This window comes from Streptosporangium sp. NPDC050148, from assembly GCF_055586505.1.
In genome coordinates this window covers 36,506-51,662 of record NZ_JBVJIA010000011.1, presented here as the reverse complement: position 1 = coordinate 51,662, position 15,157 = coordinate 36,506, and the positions used below count along the sequence as shown (strand labels likewise).

The 15,157-nt window shown below is 72.9% G+C and carries 10 protein-coding genes; 4 read left to right on the top strand and 6 right to left on the bottom strand.

Annotation, left to right across the window (positions count from 1 at the left end; genetic code table 11):
- Positions 1-75 precede the first annotated feature (75 nt).
- Together ACZ6RT_RS14615 and ACZ6RT_RS14610 are read left to right on the top strand one after the other, a co-directional pair.
- The gene (locus tag ACZ6RT_RS14615; RefSeq protein WP_470153868.1) at positions 76-1,527 is read left to right on the top strand and encodes a glycoside hydrolase family 43 protein; all 1,452 of its coding nucleotides are present in this window, start codon (positions 76-78) and stop codon (positions 1,525-1,527) included.
- Positions 1,528-1,695: 168 nt separating this feature from the next.
- Positions 1,696-3,789 (top strand): PQQ-dependent sugar dehydrogenase, encoded by a 2,094-nt coding sequence (locus tag ACZ6RT_RS14610; protein WP_470153866.1) that lies wholly within the window; start codon positions 1,696-1,698, stop codon positions 3,787-3,789.
- A 75-nt stretch (positions 3,790-3,864) separates the two neighbouring features.
- On the opposite strand, the gene ACZ6RT_RS14605 is transcribed toward ACZ6RT_RS14610, so the two are convergent.
- The gene (locus tag ACZ6RT_RS14605; protein ID WP_344908331.1) at positions 3,865-4,317 is read right to left on the bottom strand and encodes an Lrp/AsnC family transcriptional regulator; all 453 of its coding nucleotides are present in this window, start codon (positions 4,315-4,317) and stop codon (positions 3,865-3,867) included.
- A gap of 112 nt (positions 4,318-4,429) precedes the next feature.
- Here ACZ6RT_RS14605 and ACZ6RT_RS14600 point away from each other — a divergent pair, with 112 nt between their 5' ends.
- Positions 4,430-7,945: an indolepyruvate ferredoxin oxidoreductase family protein gene (locus tag ACZ6RT_RS14600; protein ID WP_470153864.1), complete on the top strand. Its 3,516-nt coding sequence runs from the start codon at positions 4,430-4,432 to the stop codon at positions 7,943-7,945.
- Here ACZ6RT_RS14600 and ACZ6RT_RS14595 read toward each other — a convergent pair.
- Positions 7,942-8,925, bottom strand: a complete 984-nt coding sequence (locus tag ACZ6RT_RS14595) for a carbohydrate kinase family protein (protein ID WP_470153862.1) — start codon at positions 8,923-8,925, stop codon at positions 7,942-7,944. The genes ACZ6RT_RS14600 and ACZ6RT_RS14595 overlap by 4 nt on opposite strands.
- A 97-nt stretch (positions 8,926-9,022) precedes the next feature.
- Positions 9,023-10,087, bottom strand: coding sequence for a LacI family DNA-binding transcriptional regulator (locus tag ACZ6RT_RS14590; protein WP_344908321.1), 1,065 nt, complete (start codon positions 10,085-10,087; stop codon positions 9,023-9,025).
- 360 nt (positions 10,088-10,447) lie between these two features.
- Here ACZ6RT_RS14590 and ACZ6RT_RS14585 point away from each other — a divergent pair, with 360 nt between their 5' ends.
- Positions 10,448-11,674 (top strand): ABC transporter ATP-binding protein, encoded by a 1,227-nt coding sequence (locus ACZ6RT_RS14585; RefSeq protein ID WP_399189299.1) that lies wholly within the window; start codon positions 10,448-10,450, stop codon positions 11,672-11,674.
- Positions 11,675-11,759: 85 nt separating this feature from the next.
- Here the strand turns inward: ACZ6RT_RS14585 and ACZ6RT_RS14580 are convergent, their stop codons facing one another.
- The 3 genes from ACZ6RT_RS14580 to ACZ6RT_RS14570 form a co-directional block, all read right to left on the bottom strand.
- Positions 11,760-12,398 (bottom strand): ACT domain-containing protein, encoded by a 639-nt coding sequence (locus ACZ6RT_RS14580; protein ID WP_470153859.1) that lies wholly within the window; start codon positions 12,396-12,398, stop codon positions 11,760-11,762.
- 95 nt (positions 12,399-12,493) lie between these two features.
- A complete protein-coding gene (locus tag ACZ6RT_RS14575; protein ID WP_399189302.1) occupies positions 12,494-13,855 on the bottom strand; it encodes a hypothetical protein in 1,362 nt (453 codons plus the stop codon).
- 241 nt (positions 13,856-14,096) lie between these two features.
- On the bottom strand, positions 14,097-15,128 hold the full coding sequence (locus ACZ6RT_RS14570; protein WP_470153857.1) for a class I SAM-dependent methyltransferase: 1,032 nt from the start codon (positions 15,126-15,128) through the stop codon (positions 14,097-14,099).
- Between the last annotated feature and the right edge of the window lie 29 nt (positions 15,129-15,157).

Genomic DNA, 15,157 nt, shown 5'->3' with positions numbered 1-15,157 from the left:
CGGGCCGGCCGGGCGGAGGTCGCCGGGGACGGCGGCCCCCGGCCCCGTCGTGCTCACCCCCCGAAGGAGAAACGCATGTTGAAGGCCCTGTCCAGGGTGGGCGCGGTGCTCGCCGCCTGCCTGATGTTCACCTCGTGGTCGCTGGCCGCGCCGAGGGCGGCGGTCGCCCTCGAACCCTTCACCGGATACCTGATGGCGCACTTCACCGGGGAGTCGGCGAACGGCGAGCAGATCTACCTCGCCCACAGCGACGACGGGCTGCGCTGGACCGACCTCAACAACGGCGGCCTGGTCCTGCGCTCCACGGTCGGCACGCGAGGGGTCCGGGACCCCGCCCTCGTCCGGTCCCCCGCCGGTGACCGGTACTGGATCGTCGCGACGGACCTGCGCATCGCCGCCGGCACCTCGTGGAGCGACGCCGCGAACCGCGGGAGCACCTCGCTCGTCGTGTGGGAGTCGAGCGACCTGGTGAACTGGTCGGCCCCGCGACTGATCAACGTCGCGGGCGCCATCCCCGGCGCGGGCAACGCCTGGGCGCCCGAGGCCGTGTACAACCCCGAGACCGGTGACTACGTCCTGTACTGGGTCACGAACTCGCCCCGCAACGGCGTGACCAAGCACCGCATCTGGTACGCGCGCACCAGCGACTTCCGCAGCTTCACGGCACCGCAGCTGTACATCGAGCGCGGCGGCAGCCAGGGCATCATCGACACGCAGATCGTCGAGGTGCCCGGTGCCGTCGGCGGCTACCGGTACTACCGGGCCTCGGCGGACGGCCACATCACGATCGAGGCGAGCAACTCGATCCTGGGGTCCTGGACGACGCTGGGGAACCTGTCGCACATGGGGATCTCCAACGGCACGGGCGGCGGCAACGTGGTGGAAGGCCCGATGTGGGCGCAGTTCAACGGCCGCAACGAGTGGGCCCTGTGGCTGGACCAGTACGCCACCGGCCGCGGCTACATGCCCGTCACCTCCACCGACCTGGGCAGCACGCGGAACTTCCGGACGCGCTCCGACCACGGCATGGGCACCAACCGCAAGCGGCACGGCTCCATCCTCAACCTGACCGCCGCGGAGGAGAACCGCGTCCTGGGACGCTGGGGCGCCACCGTGCCGGTCAACCGCATCCAGTCGTACAACTTCCAGACCCGGTACGTGCGGCACGCGAACCTCGACGTGCGCATCGACGCGAACGTCAGCCCGGCCCAGGACGCGCAGTTCCGGCTGGTGCCCGGCCTGGCGAACGCAAACGGCCACGTGTCCTTCGCGTCGGTGAACTACCCCGGGTACTACCTGCGGCACTACGGGTTCGACTTCGTCCTCGCGCCCGACGACGGCACGGCGACCTTCGCGGCCGACTCCACGTTCCGCCGGGTCGCCGGGCTCGCCGACGCGTCGTGGTCGTCCTTCCAGTCGTACAACCACCCCGACCGGTACATCCGGCACTACGACTACCTGCTCCGGCTCGACCCGATCGGCGACGCGCAGAGCCGGGGCGACGCCACCTTCCGCGTGACGTCGTGACCCGCGGCGAGTAGCCGGGCGGCCATGGGGGACGCCGCGGCGGTTTCCGGCCGATCTTTTCGGACAGAAGGAGTCAACACAAAACTCCCGAAACGGTCAGCTTTGCCACGTAGGCTGACGATCACCTCACCCCGGAAACCCCGCGGACGATCCCCCCTTGGAGAACAGGTGCGAACACCCCCCTCGACCAACGGCCGGAGGCCGTGGCCTCGCGTGCTGGTGGCCGCGATGACCGCGGTGGCCACCGTGGCCGCCGCGCTCGCCATGACGGTGGCGGGCGCGGCGCCCGCCTCGGCGGCACCGGCGACCGTGGTCGGCGTGGCCTCCGGCCGCTGCCTCGACGTGATCGGCAACAGCACGGCCTCCGGCACCGGCGTCAACATCTACGACTGCAACGGCCAGGCCAACCAGTCCTGGACCTTCACCGCGGCCGGTGAGTTCCGGGTGTACGGCGACACGATGTGCCTGGACGTGGTCGGCCAGGACACCACCGCCCCGGCCGCGCTGCAGATCTACACCTGTACCGGCGGCGCCAACCAGCGCTGGAGGATCAACGCCGACGGCACCGTCACCGGCGTGCAGTCGGGCCTGTGCCTGGACGTGACCGGCGAGGGCACGGCGAACAGCACCCGGGTGGGGCTGTGGACCTGCACCGGGCGCGGCAACCAGCGGTGGACGACGTCCGCGGGCGGCACCGACACCCGGCCCCCGACGGTGCCGGGCGGCCCGCGGGTGAGCAACCTGACGTGCGACTCGGTGACGTTCGCCTGGAACGCCTCGACCGACGACGTCGGCGTGGCCTTCTACGACGTCTACCACGACGGCCAGCAGATGAAGACGGTGAGCGGCACCACGCTGTCCACGAGCCTCACCGTGGTCCCCGGGGCCACCTGGGGCCTGTACGTCAACGCGCGCGACGCCGCGGGCAACGTCTCGCAGGCCAGCACCACGGTGACGATCACCCCGCCGCAGTGCCAGGCCGACACCCAGGCGCCGAGCGCCCCGACGCAGCTGACCGCGTCGGTGTCCGGTACCACGGTGACGCTGAGGTGGACCGCCTCGGCCGACAACGTCGGGGTCCGCGCCTACGACGTGTACCGCGGCGGCGCCAAGGTCGGCGCGGTCAACGGCACCCCGCCGGCCACCACCTTCATCGACAGCGGGCTGGCGGGCGCCACGAGTTACCAGTACCACGTGGTGGCCCGCGACGGGCAGGCCAACGTCTCGGCGCGCAGCGACACCGTGACGGCGACCACCGGCGCGGCGTGCGCCAACCCGGTGTGCACGGTGAAGCAGGTCGCGACCGACACCGACATCCCGTGGGGTCTGGTCACGCTCCCGGACGGCACGATCCTCTACGGCCGCCGCGACGCCGACGACATCGTCCGCCTCGACCCCTCCACCGGGGCGAAGACGACCGTGGGCACCGTGCCGAACGTGGCCGGCACCGACGGCGAGGGCGGCCTCCTCGGCCTGGAGATCTCACCCACCTTCACCAGTGACCGCTGGGTGTACATCATGCACACCTCGCCGACCGACAACCGGATCGTGCGGATCAGGCTGGTGAACGACAGGCTCGACACCGCCGGCGGGCAGGTCCTGCTCAGCGGGATCCTGCGCAACAAGTACCACGACGGCGGCCGCCTGCGGTTCGGCCCGGACGGCAAGCTGTACGCCAGCACCGGCGACGCGCAGAACGGCGACCACGCGCAGAACACGTCCCACCTCAGCGGGAAGATCCTGCGGATCAACCCCGACGGCAGCGTGCCGTCGGACAACCCGTTCGGCAACCCCGTGTGGAGCTACGGCCACCGCAACCCGCAGGGGCTGGCGTTCGACTCCCAGGGCCGGCTGTGGGAGCAGGAGTTCGGCAACAGCGTCATGGACGAGACCAACCTCATCACCAGGGGCGGCAACTACGGCTGGCCGGCGTGCGAGGGCACCAGCGGCGCCTGCGGCACCGCCGGGTTCATCGCCCCCAAGCGCACCTATCCCACCGCGGACGGCTCCTGCTCCGGCATCGCCGTCGTGCGGGACGCGCTCTACGTGGCCTGCCAGCGGGGCACCCGGATGTACCGGGCGGTGATCAGCGGCAGCAGCCTGACCGGGGTGCAGAGCTACTTCAACGGCACCTACGGCCGGCTGCGCACCGTGGAGCCCGCCCCGGGCGGCCTGTGGCTGACCACCTCCAACACCGGCGACAAGGACAGCACGCCGAACAACAGCAACGAGAGGATCCTGCACGTCACGCTCGGCGGCTGACCGGGCGCCGTCGATCACGGCGAGGACGCCCGGCGGTCCCCGGGGACGGCTCCGGGACCGCCGGGCGTCCTGCTCTCACAGGGGCAGGGCGCCGCCGGTCTTGAGGGCCTTCATCGCGATCTGCGAGGTGAGCTTGTCCAGGCCGGGCAGGCGGCCGAGCCGCTCCAGGCAGAGCTGGCTGTAGGCGTCCATGTCGGGCACGGCCACCCGCAGCACGTAGTCGGGGCGGCCGAACATCCGCAGGCACTCGACCACGTCGTCGATCTCCAGGACGGCCGCCTCGAAGGCGGTGACCGTCTCGGCGTCCTGGCCCTCCAGCTCGACGTAGGCGACGACCTGGAAGCCCCGGCCCACCGCCGCGGGGTCGATCACGGCCCGGTAGCCGGTGATCACCCCGGCCTCCTCCAGGTTGCGGACCCGGCGCAGGCAGGGCGACGGCGTCAGCCGCACCCGCTCGGCCAGCTCCAGGTTGCTCAGCCTCCCGTCCACCTGCAGGTGGTTGAGAATTGCGCGATCCGTCCCGTCCATGACATCGGATGCTAACGAGACGGTCCGGCCTTGGAAAGATTGAAATCGAATTTTGTTCTGTCTGGCATAACCTTGCGGGCATCGCAGGAGCGCCACAGACGGGACCAGGACCATGACGATCTTCGCCGACGCCCGTGAGATCTCCCCTGACGACCGCTACCTCCGCCAGGAGGGCCGGGTCTTCATGACCGGCACCCAGGCCCTGGTGCGGGTGATCCTCGACCGGATGCGCGCCGACCGCGCCGCCGGCCTGGACACCGGCGCGATGGTGTCGGGCTACCCCGGCTCCCCGTTGGGCGGCTTCGACCAGGAGCTGGCCCGCTCGCGGCGCCACGCCGAGCCGCTCGGCGTGGTGCACCGCCCCGGGCAGAACGAGGAACTCGGCGCCACCGCCGTCTGGGGCAGCCAGCTGGTGCCCACCCTCCCCCGCCCGCGCAGGTCCGGCGTGCTGGGCGTCTGGTACGGCAAGGCGCCGGGCGTGGACCGCGCGGCCGACGCGTTCCGGCACGGCAACTTCGTCGGCGCCCACCCTTCCGGGGGCCTGATCGCGTTCTGCGGGGACGACCCCTCCTGCAAGTCCTCCACGCTCCCCTCGGCGACCGAGACCGCGCTCGCCGCGCTCGGCATGCCGGTCGTCCACCCCGGAAGCGTCCAGGAGCTGCTCGACCTGGGACGCCACGCGATCATGGCGTCCCGGGTCAGCGGCCTCTGGGTGGCGGTGAAGGCCGTCTCCAACGTCGTGGACGCCACCGGCACCGTGGACCTCGGGTACGACCGGGCCGCCCCGGTCGTACCCGAGGTCGAGTACGAGGGCAGGCCCTACCGGCACGTGCCCGACGCCACCCTGCTGACCCCGTGGTCGCTGGAGATGGAGCGCACCCTGGTCGGCCCGCGGCTGGAGCTGGCCCGCGCCTACGCCCGCCAGAACGGCCTCAACCGCGTCACCTGCGACCCGCCGGACGCCTGGCTGGGCATCGTCGCCTCCGGCACCGCCTACCACGACGTGCGCGAGGGCTTCCGCAAGCTGGGCGTCACCCCCGAGGAGGCCGGCGTCCGGCTGCTGAAGATCGGCATGATCTGGCCGCTGGAGAAGGAGATCGTCCGCGCGTTCGCCCGGGGCCTGACGGAGATCCTGGTCGTGGAGGAGAAGGCCCCGCTGCTGGAGACCTCCGTCAAGGACGTGCTGTACGGGATGACCGGCGCCCCCCGCGTGCTGGGCAGGCACGACGAGAACGGCGAGCGGCTGATCCCCGGGTACGGATCCGTCGACGCCGACCTGGCCGCCAAGGCCATCGCCTTCCGGCTGCGCCGCCGCGGCCTGACCGGCTTCGGCGACCGGATGGACGCCGGACTCGCGCTGCTGAACCGCCCGGCGCCGCTGACGCTGCTCGCCCCGAAGCGCACGCCCTTCTTCTGCTCGGGCTGCCCGCACAACCGCTCCACCGCCGTGCCCGACAACGCGCCCGTCGGCGCCGGCATCGGCTGCCACACGATGGTGGTGCTCAACCGCGAGGGCAAGGGCGAGCTGTTGGGCCTGACCCAGATGGGCGGTGAGGGGACGCAGTGGATCGGCCAGGCGCCCTTCACCGACACCCCGCACATCTTCCAGAACCTCGGCGACGGCACCTTCCACCACAGCGGCTCGCTCGCGATCAGGGCCGCGGTCGGCGCGGGCGTCAACATCACCTACAAACTGCTCTACAACAGCGCGGTGGCGATGACCGGCGGGCAGACCATCACCCCGGCCCTGTCGGTGGCCGAGCTGACCCGCTGGCTGGAGATCGAGGGGGTGCGCCGGGTCGTCGTCACCACCGACGAGCCCGGGCGCTACCGCGGGATCAGGCTGGCGGGCATCGCCGAGGTCCGCGACCGCACGGCCCTGGACGACGCCCAGCGCGAGCTGGCCGCGATCCCCGGCGTGACCGTGCTCGTCCACGACCAGCAGTGCGCGGCCGAGAAGCGCCGGCTGCGCAAGCGGGGCGAGCTGCCCGACCCGCCCAAGAGGGTCGCGATCAACCAGCGGGTCTGCGAGGGCTGCGGCGACTGCGGGCAGAAGTCCGAGTGCCTGTCGGTGCTGCCGGTGGAGACCGAGTTCGGCCGCAAGACCGAGATCCACCAGTCCTCCTGCAACAAGGACTACTCCTGCGTGGAGGGCGACTGCCCGTCCTTCGTGACCGTCCTGCCCGCCAGGGGCAAGGCCGCCGGGAGGCGCACCGTCGTGCCCGTACCGCCCGTGATGCCGCTGCCCGAGGCGCGCGCCGGTGAGGCGTCGATCAGGATGGTCGGCGTCGGCGGCACCGGGGTGGTGTCGGTCGCGCAGATCCTCGGCACCGCCGCGATGCTCGACGGCAGGCGCTCGCGCGGGCTCGACCAGACCGGCCTGGCCCAGAAGGGCGGCACCGTCGTCTCCGACATCCTCATCTACGACGACGCCGACGGGGAAGGCGACGACGGGGAGCGTACGGCGCGGGGCGGCACGGCCAGCGTGGACGCCTACCTCGCGCTGGACCTGATCGGCGCCACCGACCCCGCCCACCTGGCCGCGGCCGACCGCGGCCGGACCGTTGCGGTGGTCTCCACCAGCCTGGCCCCGACCGGCTCGATGGTGCTCGACCCGTCCACCCACCTGACCGACCCGGCCTCGCCGATCGCGGTGCTGGAGACGCGGACCCGGCGCGGGCTGAACGTCTACCTCGACGCCGAGCGGCTGGCCCAGGCGCTGTTCGGCGACCACATGCCGGCCAACACCATCGTCATCGGGGCGGCCTGGCAGCGCGGCCTCATCCCGGTCGGGCTGGAGGCGATCGAGGGGGCGATCCGCGCGACCGGCGGCCGGTCCGCCGAGCGGACGCTGACCGCCTTCGCCTGGGGACGCGCCGTCGTCGCCGCCCCCGAGGCGGTGGCCGAAGCGGTGGCCGAGGCGACCCGTCCCGCGTCCCCGGTCGCGCCGGCCCCGTCCCCGCAGGCCGCGCGGCTCGTCGACGCGGTCGCCGAGCCCGGCACCGAGCTGCACCGCATCCTCACCGTCCGGGTGCCCGACCTGGTCGCCTACCAGGACCTGCGCCACGCCGCCCGCTACGCCGACGCGGTCCGCGCGGTCCTGGAGCGCGAGCGGGCGGTCTCGGCGGACTCCTGCCCGGTCACCGAGGCCTACGCCCGCGAGCTGCACCGGCTGATGGCGTACAAGGACGAGTACGAGGTGGCGCGGCTGCACCTCGACCCGGCCGAGCGGGCCAGGATCGCCGCCGAGTTCGGGCCGGGCGCGCGGATCTCCTACAACCTGCACCCGCCGGTGCTGCGCGCCATGGGCGTGAAGCGCAAGATCCGGCTCGGCACCTGGTTCGACCCGGCCTTCCGCGCGCTGTACGGCATGCGCCGGTTGCGCGGGACCCGGCTGGACCCGTTCGGGCTGGGGTCGGTGCGCGGGACCGAGCGGGAGCTCGCCGGCGAGTACACCCGCGACGTGCACCGCGCGCTGGACCACCTGCGCCCGGAGACCGCCGGGCGGGTGCTGGAGCTGGCCGGGCTGCCCGACCTGATCCGGGGGTACGAGCACGTGAAACTCCGCAACGTGGCGGCCTACCGCGAGCGGGCGGCGCGGCTGCTGAGCGACCTGTCCACGCGCTAGCGCGACCTGTCCGGGCTCTGGTCCCGCGCCCTGCCGGGGCCGGGCGGCGCGGGGAGCTCCCGCTCCCTGCGCAGCAGCGTCGGCTCGTCGACGGGGTCCTCGTGGGTGCCGGCCGACGTGCAGGCGTGGGCTCCGGCGACGGCGCCCAGCGGGAGGGCGTCGCGCAGCGGCCTCCCGGCGAGCAGCCCGTACAGGACCCCGGAGACGAACGCGTCGCCGGCGCCGTTGGTGTCGGCCACCGGGGCCGGCAGGGGCGCGGCCGGGACGTCGCCGAAGCCGTCCTCGTCGAGGACACGGCAGCCCGCGGCGCCGTCGGTGCAGACGACGGCGCGTGCGCGGCCCCGGGCCAGGATGCCGCGCATCACCTCGTCGCGGCGCGTGCCCAGTGCGGTGGCCGACAGGAAGACCAGGTCGGAGGAGAGGGCGAAGTCCCTGTGGTGGTCGTCGTCGCCGTCCCAGTCGTGCAGGTCGGTGGAGACGAGCCCCGTGGTCCTGTCCTCCAGGTCGGGGTAGACGTGGCGGGAGAAGTCGTTGATCGACACGTGGACGTGCCGGGCCGCGCGCACCGCGTCCAGGTACAGCCGTCTGGGCAGCCGCTCGCCCGGCGCCGCCCGCGGGTCGAACAGCGAGGTGCGCCGCCCGTCCGGGCCGACGAGCAGGACGCTGCGCCGGGTCCCCTGCGGGGCGTGCGCCCAGGCGGTGTCGATGCCGGTGCCCTCGAAGCGGTCCCTGATGAACCGGCCCTGCGGGTCGTCGCCGATCAGGTCGACCAGTTTGACGCTCAGGCCCAGGGCGTGGCAGCCCAGGGCGACGCCGCTGCCGGTGTTGCCGATCCGGTCGATCACCGGGGGCACCGCGTAGGTGTCGGCGTACGGCAGGGGCAGCGAGGGGACGTAGGCGGTGGTGTCGACGCCGGTCCCGCCGATGACGACGACGTCGACGGTGCAGCTGGGGTCGCTGGCGTCGCGGGCTGTGCTCATGCGCCCATGCTCGCACCGGTCCGGCGGGGCCGGTGCCACCCGTCCCCGGAAGGCCATCGGGTCCGGTCGCGCCGGTCGCGGCCGTCCGTGCGGGAGGTCAGCGGTTGACCAGCGGGCCGGAGCCGGTGGAGCTGCGCACCACGAGCTCGGGCTGGAAGATCAGCTCGACGTGCTTGGCGTGCACCCCGTTGATCTCCTCCAGCAGGGTGGCCACCGCCGCCGAGGCCATCGCCCCGATGGGCTTGCGCACGGTGGTCAGCGGAGGGTCGGTGAACGCGATCAGCGGCGAGTCGTCGAACCCCACCACCGAGACGTCACCCGGCACCGTCAGGCCCCGGTCCCGGCAGGCGCGGATCGCGCCCAGCGCCATCAGGTCGGACGCGCACACGATGCCGGTGCACCCCCGGGCCAGCAGCTGGGTCGCCGCGGCCTGGCCGCCCTCCACCGAGAACAGCGAGTGCGAGATCAGCTCGTCCACCTCGACCGCCCCGAGCAGCTGGGACATCGCCCGCCGGTAGCCCTCGATCTTCCTGATCACCGGGACGAACCGGCGCGGCCCCACGGCCAGGCCGATCCGCTCGTGGCCCAGGTCGGCGAGGTGCTGCACGGCCAGCCGGGCCGCGGCCCGGTCGTCCGGGGAGATGAAGGGCGCCTCGATCCGCTCGCTGTAGCCGTCGACCAGGACGATCGGCAGGCCGCGGTCGGTCAGGCGGGTGTAACGGTCCATCCGGGCGGTGGTGTCGGCGTGCAGGCCGGAGACGAACACGATGCCGCTGACCCCGCGGTCCATGAGCAGCTCGGTGAACTCGTCCTCCGGGGCGCCGCCGGGGAGCTGGGTGCACAGCACCGGGGTGTAGCCGTGCTGGGTCAGCGCCTTCTCCACGGCCTGGGCGAACGCCGGGAAGATGGGGTTGTCCAGCTCCGGGGTGACCAGGCCGATCAGCCCGTTGCTGCGCTGGCGCAGCCGCTGCGGGCGCTCGTACCCCATGACGTCCAGGGCCGCCAGCACCGCCTGCCGCGTCGACGACGACACGCTGGGCTTGCCGTTGAGCACCCGGCTGACCGTGGCCTCGCTCACCCCGGCGTGCGCGGCGATGTCGGCCAGCCGGATCGACGCACCGTCGGGGCGTGAGCGCGAGGTCTGCGCGATTTCACCGTCCATCACGAGCCACCCCACCCTGCGGCACAGGCGGGCGCGAGCCGATCGGCGCCCGGCGTCCCCCGTGCGGTTCGTTTCTGCAAATTTTCACAAACTGTAACATCTCAACCCTCGCCGTGAGGTCGCCGTAAAGCCATCCGGTCATGACCCTCCGTCACATCAGGGAACGAAGAAGTAACCATAAGATGAGCGATTTCTAACGACATCTATGGACACACGGGCAAGCGACGCGATGTACTACCTCATCAATCACACGGCTGGGATCCGGGCGGGGTCGTCCGGGAGGAACGAGCGCGCATGAGTACCGTCGTCCTCGATAACGTGAGCAAGGTGTACCCGGGTGGATACCTTGCGGTTGATCGCATGAGCCTGCGTGCGGAGCAGGGGGAGTTCCTCGTCCTGCTCGGACCCTCCGGCTGCGGCAAGTCCACGTTGCTCCGGATGATCGCGGGACTCGAGGACGTCACCGACGGTGACCTCTGGCTGGGCGGCACGCTCGCCAACGAGCTCGCTCCGCGTGACCGCGACGTGGCCATGGTGTTCCAGAACGGCGCCCTCTACCCGCACCGGACCGTACGCGGCAACATCGCCTTCCCGCTGGAGATCGCCAAGGCCGACCCGGCGATGGTCAGGGAGCGCGTGACCGAGCTGTCGAAGATACTGCAGATCGACGAGACGCTGGAGAGACGCCCTGGAACGCTCTCCGGCGGCCAGCGCCAGCGCGTCGCGATGGGCCGCGCGATCGTCCGCCAGCCCTCGCTCTTCCTGATGGACGAGCCGCTGTCCAACCTGGACGCGGGGATGCGCACCGAGCTCCGGATGGAGATCTCCTCGCTGGTCCGCTCGCTCGGGGTGACCACGATCTACGTCACGCACGACCAGGTCGAGGCCCTGACCCTGGCCGACCGGATCGCCATCATGAACCGCGGCGTGCTGCAGGACGTCGGCACCCCCGGACAGGTCTACAACGACCCCGCGACCGCCTTCACCGCCGCCTTCCTCAGCTCCCAGCAGCTCAACCTGCTCGCGGCGACCGTCCGCACCCCGCAGAACCAGTACATCCTGCTGGACTTCGGCCCGCATCAGATCATGATCCCTTGGACCGATCCCAGGGCGTACGTCATCTCCCAGCACGTGGGCCGCCAGATCATCGTCGGGCTGCGCCCGGACTGCCTGGCACCGGTCCCCGACAGCTTCGAGGGGCCGGTCTTCCTGGGCCGGGTCCGCGCGCTGGAGTACCACGGTCACGAGTGGCTCGCCTACGTCGAGAGCGGCCTGACCTCCGTGGCCGTCCCCGAGCCGCCCGACCCCCGCCAGAAGGCCCACGCGCTGGGCGACCCCTCCCTGACCGGCGGCCGGATCCGCTCGGTGCTGCGCCGGCTGATGCCCGGTACCGTGGCGGACGAGGACGCCGAGCCCCTGCGGCAGCAGGAGCACGCCAGCGGTCACCACCGCAGGGCGGACCTCATCGTCCGCCTCGGCTCCCGACCGGTCTGGCGGGCCGGGGAGTCCGCCCGGGTCGGCGTGGACTCCACCCGGCTGATGCTCTTCACCATGGACGGCGCCCGCGTCGACCCCCCGCAGCGCTGACGGTCCCCGCCCCGGCCCGCCCCGGGGACGCCGCGTCCCGGCACCGTCGTCCGGTCTCGGAGGTACGTCACCTCGGCGCACCGGCTCAGGGGGTGCGGCTCATGATGGAGACGATCTCCAGCACCCGGACGGCGCGCTCCAGCTCCACGCGGTGGAAGGGCGGCCCGTCGGTGCGCGCCATGACCAGGTGCAGGCCCGTCCCCGGCACCGGGACGCTCATCATCCGGTACCGGCCCGACCCCAGGACGGCCGGCCGCAGCGGGGCCAGGTCGGCCGCCTTGACGCCCGCCAGGCCGCCCGTCTCGTCCAGCGTCCGTGGCGCCTGCCAGCTGCGGTGGAGCAGTTCCCCGCTCTCCGAGGACAGGATCGCCGCCCACTCGGCGCTCACCAGGTCGGGCACCGCGTCCACCAGCGTGGCGAAGGCCCGGCCGGGGTCGGCGGCCACGTGCTTCAGCAGGTCGTAGTCGGGGGCGGCTCCGGGGATCTCCCTGGTGGACCAGACGCCCTCCACCCGCATCCCCGGCACGCCGGAGAGCCGGTCCCTGACCGTGTCCGCGTCCACGGTGCCCGGCCAGGAGACGGTGAAGTCGTCCACCGCCCGGCCCGACTCCCGTTCCAGGACCGTCACCTGGAGAATGTCGGCGCCCAGCGTGCCGAGCACCCGGGCCGCCTGGCCGAGGGCGCCCGGACGGTCGGGGAAGGAGACCCGTAGCCGCAACATCATCGTCGATCACCTCGCTCTGGTCCCCAGCCTGTCCCAACCAGGTTTCACGAGGGTTCCAGGAAGATGTCCAAAACAATGCTCAAAATCAGTAAATATCAGGATTGGTAGGCACCGGCGGCGGGGGTGGCGGAGAGCACGGCACCGGACACGTCGCGGGCCATGACCGCCCCTCCGTACCAGGCGGGCCCGAGCCGGACACCGCGCCCCCGGGCCGGGGAGCCCGGCCGCAGGCGCAGGTCGGTGGGGCTCCGGAAGCCGGGGTCGGCCATGATCGACCGCGGGCCGAGCGTGAACCGCCTGGAGCGGCCCCGGTAGACGCCCGCGTCCTCGTCGGCCCCCTTGCCGTCCTCGAACCCGACCTGCCCGCCCACCACGATGACGTTGTTGCGCAGCTTCAGGATGCCCGGGGAGCAGCCGTGGTGGCAGGCCCAGCCGATGGTGTCGCGGGCCGGCAGGTGGACCGAGTTGTGCACCGCGACGGTGCCCTTCACCGGGCCCACCACGTGGCGGGGACCGCGGGTGACGAGGAAGGAGCCGCGGCGCGAGGAGGTCACCACGTTGTGCGCGAAGACGTTGCCCGTGGCGGTCCTGCCCTTCCTCGCGCCCAGCTCGACGAAGGTCTCGTTGTTCCTGGCGACGTTGTGGGTGACCCGGTTGCGGTCGCCGTTGAACACCTCGACGGCTGCGCCGTCGGTGCCGTAGTCCCTGCTCTTCGCGTAGCTGCCGGTGATCACGTTTCCGGTGACGAGGTTGTCGTCACCGTTGAGCAGCACGCCGAAGGCGCCGGAGTCGTCGTCGCCGCCCTCGTCGTTGACGCTCATCCGGTCGTTGTCGGTCAGCACGCTGTTCTTGAGGACGTTGTGCGCGCCGATGATGTGGACCCCGGTGATGTTGCGGTCGGCGATGACGCGGTCCAGCTCGTTGCGGTTCCCGCTCACCTCGAAACCGGACCACTGGCAGTTGCTCGCCCGTATCCCGGCCACCCGCACGTAGGAGCCCGACACCACCACGCAGGCCGCGTCCCTGCCGCCGATCCTGGGGGCGGCGCCCAGGCCGTACGGCTCGACGGTGACCGGGGCGGCGGCGGTGCCGCGGGCCGACAGGGTCAGCGGGCCCGCCCAGCTCCCGCCGCGCTTGAGGCGCACGATGGCGCCCGGCTGCAGCGTCGCGGCGTTGACGTTGTCGAGGCTGCGCCAGGGGGCCTTGACCGAGGTGCCCGCGGCCGCGTCGTCGCCCGCCCTGGAGTCGACGTAGTAGACGGTGCCGGCCGTGCCCGCGGTGACCGCCGTACCCGACACGCTCGCCGTACCGGACGCGCCCGCGGTGGCCGAGGCGCCCGCGGTGCTCGTCGCGCCCGTCGTGGCCGTCGTGGCCTCGGCGGCGCCGGTGACCGCGACGAGCGCGCTCGCCGCCAGGAGGCCCGTCACGGGAACGATCCAGCGCCTCGTCGAACTCATCGTGGCCACGCTCCATCACCTTCACCGCGCATGTACAGGCGCCGATCCTCGCACAGCAGGCACCCGCGCGGTGATCCGCGGAGCGGACCCACAGCCGACCGTTACCTGGGCTTCACCGGCCCGTGTTCGACCGCGCGGGCCGGGGTCGGCGGCACGCGCCCGGCGACTCCTCGGGACCGCGTGGACCCGTGTGCCCGCGGGCCCGTCAGGCGATCCGCGGGCCCGCCGATCCGCCCGGTCCTCACGCCCGGGTCGCGACGGTCAGGACGTGCGCCGGGGAACGCGTCAGGACGTGCCGTCGCGTCCCGGGACACCCGGCCGCGGCGAGCCAGCCGTCGACCGTACCCGGGGAGTGCAGGCGCCCGCCCTGGGTGTGGTGCAGGTTGAGCTCGAAGAACGAGGTGAAGGCGCGCGCGACCGCGTCCCCCCGGTGGCCGGGGTCCCGTTCCAGGACCAGCGCGATCCCGCCGGGGCGCAGCGTGCCCACCGCGGCCCGCACCAGCGCCGCGGCCTCCTCCTCGCCGAAGCCGTGCAGCAGGTTGAACAGCAGCACGGCGTCCTGCCCCCGGTACGGCAGCTCGCCCGTGACGTCCCCGGCGAGCAGCTCGACCCGGCCGGCCAGCCCGGCCGCGGCCGTCGCCGCGCGGCCCGCCTCCAGCGCCGCGGGAAGGTCGACGACGCACGCGCGCAGGCCCGGCCGGTCGCGGCAGTAGGCGATGCTGTAGCGGGCGTGACCGCCGCCCAGGTCGAGCAGCCGCCCGGCGCCGTCCGGCAGGGGGGCGGCGTCCGCGATCTCCTCTCCCAGCCACTCCGCCTGCTCCCGCAGCAGCCGCTGGAAGCGGGCCAGCACGTCGGGCCGCCCGCCCAGCCAGGTGTAGAAGTCGGCCGTGCGGCCACCGGAGCGCACCGACTCCTCCAGCCCGCCCCAGAGCCCGGCCATGACCTCCTGCCAGAACAGCAGCGTGTTGCCGTACCCGCCGAGCAGGGAGCGTGCCACCGCGGTCGGCGCGTACCCGCCGGGCCCGTCCGTCACGTACCCGGTCGCGGCCAGCGCGCCGAGCAGGACCCGCAGCCCGGCCGGGTCCGCGCCGAGCGCCGCGGCCAGACCGGGAAGGGGTACGGGACCGTCCGCCAGGGCCTCGAACAGGCCGAGCCGGAGCCCGGCCGCCGCGGCCTGCGCGGCCATGGCGCCGATCAGGTCCAGGTGGGGACCGGGCGCCTCGCCGCTCTCCAGGTAGCGGCGCGCGTCCTCGGGGGTCAGGTGCAGCGGCATGGGACCTCGTTCGCGGGTTTCACGGTGGG

Coding starts and splice junctions, on each gene's coding strand:
- ACZ6RT_RS14585 (WP_399189299.1), top strand. CDS start 10,448: ATGAGCCTGCGTGCGGAGCAGGGGGAGTTCCTCGTCCTGCTCGGACCC.
- ACZ6RT_RS14600 (WP_470153864.1), top strand. CDS start 4,430: ATGACGATCTTCGCCGACGCCCGTGAGATCTCCCCTGACGACCGCTAC.
- ACZ6RT_RS14575 (WP_399189302.1), bottom strand. CDS start 13,855: ATGAGTTCGACGAGGCGCTGGATCGTTCCCGTGACGGGCCTCCTGGCG.
- ACZ6RT_RS14605 (WP_344908331.1), bottom strand. CDS start 4,317: ATGGACGGGACGGATCGCGCAATTCTCAACCACCTGCAGGTGGACGGG.
- ACZ6RT_RS14615 (WP_470153868.1), top strand. CDS start 76: ATGTTGAAGGCCCTGTCCAGGGTGGGCGCGGTGCTCGCCGCCTGCCTG.
- ACZ6RT_RS14580 (WP_470153859.1), bottom strand. CDS start 12,398: ATGATGTTGCGGCTACGGGTCTCCTTCCCCGACCGTCCGGGCGCCCTC.
- ACZ6RT_RS14595 (WP_470153862.1), bottom strand. CDS start 8,925: ATGAGCACAGCCCGCGACGCCAGCGACCCCAGCTGCACCGTCGACGTC.
- ACZ6RT_RS14570 (WP_470153857.1), bottom strand. CDS start 15,128: ATGCCGCTGCACCTGACCCCCGAGGACGCGCGCCGCTACCTGGAGAGC.
- ACZ6RT_RS14590 (WP_344908321.1), bottom strand. CDS start 10,087: ATGGACGGTGAAATCGCGCAGACCTCGCGCTCACGCCCCGACGGTGCG.